At 73.7% G+C, this 5,290-nt stretch carries 6 protein-coding genes; 2 read left to right on the top strand and 4 right to left on the bottom strand.

Translation table 11 applies throughout. The features are described 5' to 3' along the window. On the top strand, positions 1–800 hold an 800-nt coding region (locus IE249_RS18550), incomplete at its 5' end, for a GlxA family transcriptional regulator (RefSeq protein ID WP_229858780.1). Here IE249_RS18550 and IE249_RS18545 read toward each other — a convergent pair. From IE249_RS18545 to IE249_RS18530, 4 genes are all read right to left on the bottom strand, one after another. After that, positions 789–1,289: a GNAT family N-acetyltransferase gene (locus IE249_RS18545; RefSeq protein WP_189705942.1), complete on the bottom strand. Its 501-nt coding sequence runs from the start codon at positions 1,287–1,289 to the stop codon at positions 789–791. The genes IE249_RS18550 and IE249_RS18545 overlap by 12 nt on opposite strands. 41 nt (positions 1,290–1,330) lie before the next feature. Next, positions 1,331–2,380, bottom strand: coding sequence for a Zn-dependent alcohol dehydrogenase (locus IE249_RS18540; RefSeq protein WP_189705941.1), 1,050 nt, complete (start codon positions 2,378–2,380; stop codon positions 1,331–1,333). Positions 2,381–2,395: 15 nt separating this feature from the next. Further along, entirely contained in the window at positions 2,396–3,559 is a 1,164-nt protein-coding gene (locus tag IE249_RS18535) for an acyl-CoA dehydrogenase family protein (protein WP_189705940.1), read from the bottom strand. 92 nt (positions 3,560–3,651) lie between these two features. After that, positions 3,652–4,566, bottom strand: a complete 915-nt coding sequence (locus IE249_RS18530) for an SDR family NAD(P)-dependent oxidoreductase (RefSeq protein WP_189705939.1) — start codon at positions 4,564–4,566, stop codon at positions 3,652–3,654. Positions 4,567–4,652: 86 nt separating this feature from the next. On the opposite strand from IE249_RS18530, the gene IE249_RS18525 reads away from it, so the two are divergent. Beyond that, the coding region (locus tag IE249_RS18525; protein ID WP_229858778.1) for a cyclase family protein at positions 4,653–5,290 on the top strand (638 nt) is incomplete at its 3' end.

Here is a 5,290-nt window from a genome sequence, read left to right as displayed (position 1 = left end):
TCCCCGCCTCCTACGAGCTGGGCCCGGTCTACGAGGAGGGCAGGCTCACCGACGAACTGTCCGCCGCGCTCGCGCGCGTCCGGCCCGGCACCCGCCTCGCCTCCATCTGCACGGGCGTGTACGTGCTCGCCGCCGCCGGATACCTCGACGGGCGGCCCGCCACCACGCACTGGGCGGACGCCGAGCGCTTCCAGCGGATGTTCCCGCGGATCGAGGTGGACGCGGACGTGCTGTTCATCGACGACGGCGACGTGCTGACCTCGGCGGGGGTCGCGGCCGGGATCGACCTGTGCCTGCACATCGTGCGCCGCGACCACGGCACCGCCGTGGCCAACGACGTGGCCCGGCGCACCGTCGTACCGCCGCACCGGGACGGCGGCCAGGCCCAGTACATCCACCGCCCGGTGCCGGACCCCCAGCTCGCCACCACGACCGTCGCCCGCGCCTGGGCGCTGGGCCGGCTGCACGAGCCGATCCAGCTGCGCGACATGGCCGAGCAGGAGGCCATGTCGGTACGCACCTTCACCCGCCGCTTCCGCGAGGAGGTCGGCGTCAGCCCCGGCCAGTGGCTCACCCAGCAGCGCGTCGAACGCGCCCGCCACCTCCTGGAGTCCACGGACCTCTCCGTCGACCAGATCTCCCGCGACGCGGGCTTCGGCACCCCCCAGTCCATGCGCCAGCACCTCCAGGCGGCCCTGGGAGTGACCCCGACCGCCTACCGGCGCACCTTCCGCGCAGGCGGCCCCTCCGGCGACGAGGCGGTGCCCCGGCAGGAACGCGAGTCCGGCCTACGGCTGTAGGTCCAGCTCGCGCCGGTACCAGCTCCCCCGCTTTCCGCCGAGTTCGGCCGGCTCGGCCGGGCGGGCCAGGACGAACCCGTTCCTGACCAGCACCTTCCGGGACGCGGCATTCTCGTGGGCGACGGCCGCCCGCAGCGCGCGCAGCCCGTACCGCGACACCGCCAGTCCGCACAGCTCCCGCACGGTCGCGGTCGCCACACCACGCCCGGCGACATGTTCCGCGACCCGATATCCGAGCACCGCGGCCCGGTCCTCGATGTCGACGAGATTGAACCTGCCGACCACCGAACCGTCCTCGTCGAGAAGCAGGTGAAAGGCGCACACACCGGCTTCCTGCTCAGCCAGCAGGGCGCCGAACCGCTCCCCGAACCGCTCGAAGAACCCGTCCCCACGGTCAGGAACCGAAGCGGCGAAGTACCCCCGGTTCCCCCGCTCGAACGCCAACACCGCCGGGGCATGACTTGCCTGCAACCGCCGCAACTCGAACATCGTTCGACTGTATACGGCGCCCACGCGGCCGCACCTCCCGTTCAGAACGTGAGCACCGCTCGGGCCACCCTCCCCGTTTCCGTGGCCTCGTGGGCCTCGGGGAAGGCGTCGATCGGGTAGGTGTGGGTGATCAGTTCGTCCAGGAGGAGGTGGCCGGTGCGGTAGAGGTCGGTGTAGCGGGCTATGTCGTGCTGGGGGCGGGAGGAGCCGTAGCGGCAGCCGAGTACGGACTTGTCGAGGTACAGGGAGGAGACCAGGAAGCTCGCCTCGGCGGTGGCCGGGGGGACGCCGAGGAGGACCGCCTGGCCGTGGCGGTCGAGCAGGTCGATCGCCTCGCGGATCAGCTCCACGCGGCCCACGCACTCGAAGGCGTGGTCCGCGCCGGTGGACAGGACGTCCCGGACGTCCCGGGTGGAGGTGAGGAAGTGGGTCGCGCCGAAGCGGCGGGCCGTCTTCTCCTTGGCCGGGTTGGCGTCCACCGCCACGATCCGGGTGGCGCCCGCGATCCGAGCGCCCTGGAGGACGTTGAGGCCGACGCCCCCGGCGCCGATGACGAGCACGCTGTCCCCGGGCCGCACCCGGGCCCGGTTGAGCACCGCGCCCACGCCGGTCAGCACCCCGCAGCCGATCAGCGCGGCGGAGGTCAGCGGGATGTCCCGGGGGATGCGGACGGCCTGCACCGCCTTCACGACCGTGTGCTCGGCGAAGGCCGAGTTGGAGGCGAACTGGTACACCGGGCGCCCGCCGCGCGTGAACGGGCGCCCGGGCCGGCCGATCGCCTGCCTGCACATCGTCGGGCGGCCCCGGTCGCACTCGGCGCACGTCCCGCAGCTGGCCAGCGTGGACAGGGCCACATGGTCCCCGGGCGCCACGTGGGTCACGCCCGCGCCGACCGCCTCCACCACACCCGCGCCCTCGTGCCCCAGCACCACCGGCACCGGGAACGGGATCGTCCCGTCCACCACCGAAAGGTCGCTGTGGCACAGCCCGGCCGCCGCGACCGCCACCCTCACCTCGCCGGGCCCCGGGTCCCGTACCTCCAGGTCGTCCACGACCTCGACCCGTGTGCCGTCGAACACCACCGCGCGCATGCCCGAGCCCTCCCCTCAGCCCTTCGGTTCCCTCGGCAGGCCGAGCACGCGCTCGGCGATGATCGTGCGCTGGATCTGGTCCGAGCCGCCGTAGATCGTGTCGGCCCGGGAGAAGAGGAACAGGTGCTGAGCGGCGTCCAGTTCGTACGGTGCGGACGGTGACCAGTCCGTCGCTGTCACGCTTGCCGCCGCGCCCTGCACCAGCGTCGCGAGCTCGCCCAGCCGCTGGTGCCAGGACGCCCACAGCAGCTTGGCCACGCTCGGAGCGCCCGCGCTCCCCGGGCCGCCACCGCCTCCCAGGGTGCGCAGGGCGTTCCACCGCATCGTGCGCAGTTCGGCCCACTGCCCGGCCAGGCGGTCGCGTACGACGGGGTCGTCCGCCGCTGCGCTGTCGAGCGCGGCCCGTACGACCTCCCCCAACTCCCTTGCGAAACCGATCTGCTGGGCGAGCGTGGATACCCCGCGCTCGAAGCCGAGCAGGCTCATAGCGACTTGCCAGCCACCGCCCTCGCCGCCGACCACGTGCTCCACGCGCGCGCGTGCCCCCTCGAAGCGGACCTCGTTGAAGTCGCCGGCGCCGGTCAGCTGGCGGATGGGGCGCACCTCGATCCGGCCGGGCTGGTCCATCGGGACGAGCAGGAAGCTGAGCCCGTGGTGGCGGCGCGAGCCGGGCTCGGTCCGGGCCAGCACGAAGCACCAGTCGGCCTCGTGGGCCAGCGAGGTCCAGATCTTCTGCCCCGTCACGCGGTAGCACGGCTCGCCGCCGCCGCTGTCGCGTACGGCGGTGGTGCGCACGCCGGCCAGGTCGGAGCCGGCCTCGGGCTCGCTGTAGCCCTGGCACCACAGCTCCTCGCCGGCCGCGACCGGCGGCAGGAAGCGGGACTTCTGCGCGGCGGTGCCGTGGGCGAGGAGAGTGGGCGCGAGCAGGTTCTCGCCGATGTGGCCGCAGCGGGGCGGCGCCTGGGAACGGGCGTACTCCTCGGCCCAGGCGACCTGCTGGGTGAGGGTCGCCGTGCGGTTGCCGTAGCCGGACTCCGGCCAGCCCAGACCGATCCAGCCCGCCCGGCCGAGGGTGCGCTCCCAGGCGCGGCGATCGGTCGCCGCGCCGGCGTGCCCGGCGAGCCAGTCGCGGGCCTCGCCGCGGAACGCCTCGTCTTGCGGTGTGAACCCGAACTCCATGCTCGCCGCCTTGGTCCGAGAGGGGTGCGTGCCGACTGTGCTGCGTTCAGAGCGCGTTGGGCCGGGCGTTGCGCCTGCCGATCGCCCCGCGGTCACACCGCGTTGGGCCGGGCCTTGCGCTTCGCCGCCTGCTCCATCTCCCGCACCTGCTCCAGCAGCGGCATCGGGTCGGTGCCGACCGTGCCCGGCAGGAGTTCCGCGATGCGCTCGGGGGTCCAGGCGCCCTCCGCGTAGGCCGCGCGCAGTTCCCTCGGCTGGGACCAGACCGCCAGTTTGGGGCCGGCGGCCGTGTAGACCTGGCCGGTGACGCCGTGCTCCTTGGCGCGGTCGGAGAGGAGGTAGACGACGAGGGCGGCCACGTCCTCCGGCTCGCCGATCTCCTTGAGTTCCACGGGGACGTTCGCCGACATCCGTGTACGGGCCACCGGGGCCACCGCGTTGGCGGTCACGCCGTACTTGTGCAGGCCGAGCGCCGCGCTGCGGACCAGGGAGATGATCCCGCCCTTGGCGGCGCTGTAGTTGGCCTGGGAGACGGAGCCCTGGTGGTTGCCGCTGGTGAAGCCGACGAGGGTGCCGGAGCGCTGCTGCCGCATCACCGCCGCGGCCGCGCGGAACACGGTGAAGGTGCCCTTGAGGTGGGTGGCGAGGACCGGGTCCCACTCCTGCTCGGACATGTTGAACAGCATCCGCTCGCGCAGGATCCCGGCCACGCACACCGCGCCGTCCAGCCGCCCGTAGGAGGCCACGGCGGTGTCCACGACGCGCTGCCCGCCCGCCATGGTGGACACGTCGTCGGCGACGGCCACCGCCTGGCCGCCCGCCGCCTCGATCTCCTTCACCACGGTCTCGGCGACCTCGCCGGCCGGCCGGGCCCCGTCGACCGCCACGCCGTAGTCGTTGACGACCACGCGCGCGCCCTCGGCCGCCGCGGCGAGCGCGACCGCGCGGCCGATGCCCCGTCCGGCGCCCGTCACGGCGATCACCTTGCCTGCCAAGAAGTTCCCCACGCCCGGCCCCTTCCCGCGGTTTCTGACGGACCGTTAGATTCTAAGTCCGGGCGGACGGCCGCGGACAAGCCCCGGGGAGGACCGAGATGTCACTGCCGGACGAGTTCCACGAGATCGCCGAGCGCGTGAACAACTGGGGCCGCTGGGGGGCCGACGACGAGATCGGGACGCTCAACCTGGTCACCGGCGAGGTGGTACGGGAGGCGGCCCGGTGTGTGCGAAGCGGCCGGCGGGTGCCGCTGGCGCTGCCGCTGAAGCAGGACGGCGTGCAGACCGGCGTGATCCCGGGGCGGCTCAACCCGCTGCACGTGATGGTGCAGCTCAACCAGGAGCTGTTCGGTCCGGGCACGGTCGCGTGCAGCGACGACGCGGTGACCATGGGCCTCCAGGCGGGCACCCACTGGGACGCGCTGCCCCACGTCTCGCACTCGGGCCGGCTCTACAACGGCCGCCCCGCCGCGGGCGTCACCGCGCACGGCGGCGCCGCGTTCTCGGGCATCGACAAGGCCCGCCACCTCGTCTCGCGCGGGGTGCTGCTCGACGTGGCCCGCGCGCGGGGCGTCGACCGGCTCGAGGGCGGGCACGCGGTCACGCCCGAGGACCTGGACGCGGCCGAGGAGCTGGCCGGGACACGGGTGCGGGCCGGGGACGTCGTACTGGTGCGGACCGGGCAGATGCGGGTGTACCTCGCGGGCGACGCGCACGGGTACGCCTATCCGTCACC

The sequence above is a fragment of the Streptomyces anandii JCM 4720 genome, from assembly GCF_014650655.1.
GTDB classification, from domain to species: domain Bacteria; phylum Actinomycetota; class Actinomycetes; order Streptomycetales; family Streptomycetaceae; genus Streptomyces; species Streptomyces anandii.
The sequence above is the reverse complement of the archived record's forward strand: the minus strand, read 5'-3'. Positions and strand labels throughout refer to the sequence as shown.

Excerpts from the sequence above, each read along its gene's own strand:
- IE249_RS18545 (WP_189705942.1), bottom strand. The coding sequence starts at position 1,289 with ATGTTCGAGTTGCGGCGGTTGCAGGCAAGTCATGCCCCGGCGGTGTTG.
- IE249_RS18540 (WP_189705941.1), bottom strand. The coding sequence starts at position 2,380 with ATGCGCGCGGTGGTGTTCGACGGCACACGGGTCGAGGTCGTGGACGAC.
- IE249_RS18535 (WP_189705940.1), bottom strand. The coding sequence starts at position 3,559 with ATGGAGTTCGGGTTCACACCGCAAGACGAGGCGTTCCGCGGCGAGGCC.